This window comes from Rhodococcus sp. C3V (assembly GCF_029269915.1).
Lineage (GTDB): Bacteria > Actinomycetota > Actinomycetes > Mycobacteriales > Mycobacteriaceae > Rhodococcus_F > Rhodococcus_F qingshengii.
Map to the genome: position 1 here is coordinate 1 of NZ_JARJBE010000095.1, position 405 is coordinate 405.

Below are 405 nucleotides of genomic sequence, written 5' to 3' on the forward strand. Positions count from 1 at the left end.
TGACGGTGACTGGTGGTGTTGCGACTCTGTCGCACGCGTTCGATGTTGCTGGTGCACAAAGTGTTACGGCTGACTTCACTGCTGGTGCTGGCTTTGTGAGTTCGTCGGCGCCTGCTCAGACGGTGACCGTTTCTGTCATGAAGTTGACCGGGGACGATGTCCAGTACCACGCATCCGGTATCGATCCGGGTGTCGGTGCACACCACGCAAATACACAGCAGGCAAACACGCAGCAGGCTATGGGAGGTGCACTGTAATGGCTGTTCTCAGATATTCGGAAATCACAATTCTATTTGATGTTTTATCAAATATATTCGGAAATCGTAATTCTATTTGATATTTTATCAAATATATTCGGAAATCACAATTCTATTTGATGTTTTATCAAATATATTCGGAAATCGT

The 405-nt window shown here is 45.7% G+C and carries 1 pseudogene; it reads left to right on the forward strand.

Going from position 1 to position 405, the window contains the following annotated elements:
- Nucleotides 1-257: pseudogene (locus tag P3G66_RS31945) on the forward strand (hypothetical protein); the annotation flags it as partial.
- Nucleotides 258-405 lie beyond the last annotated feature (148 nt).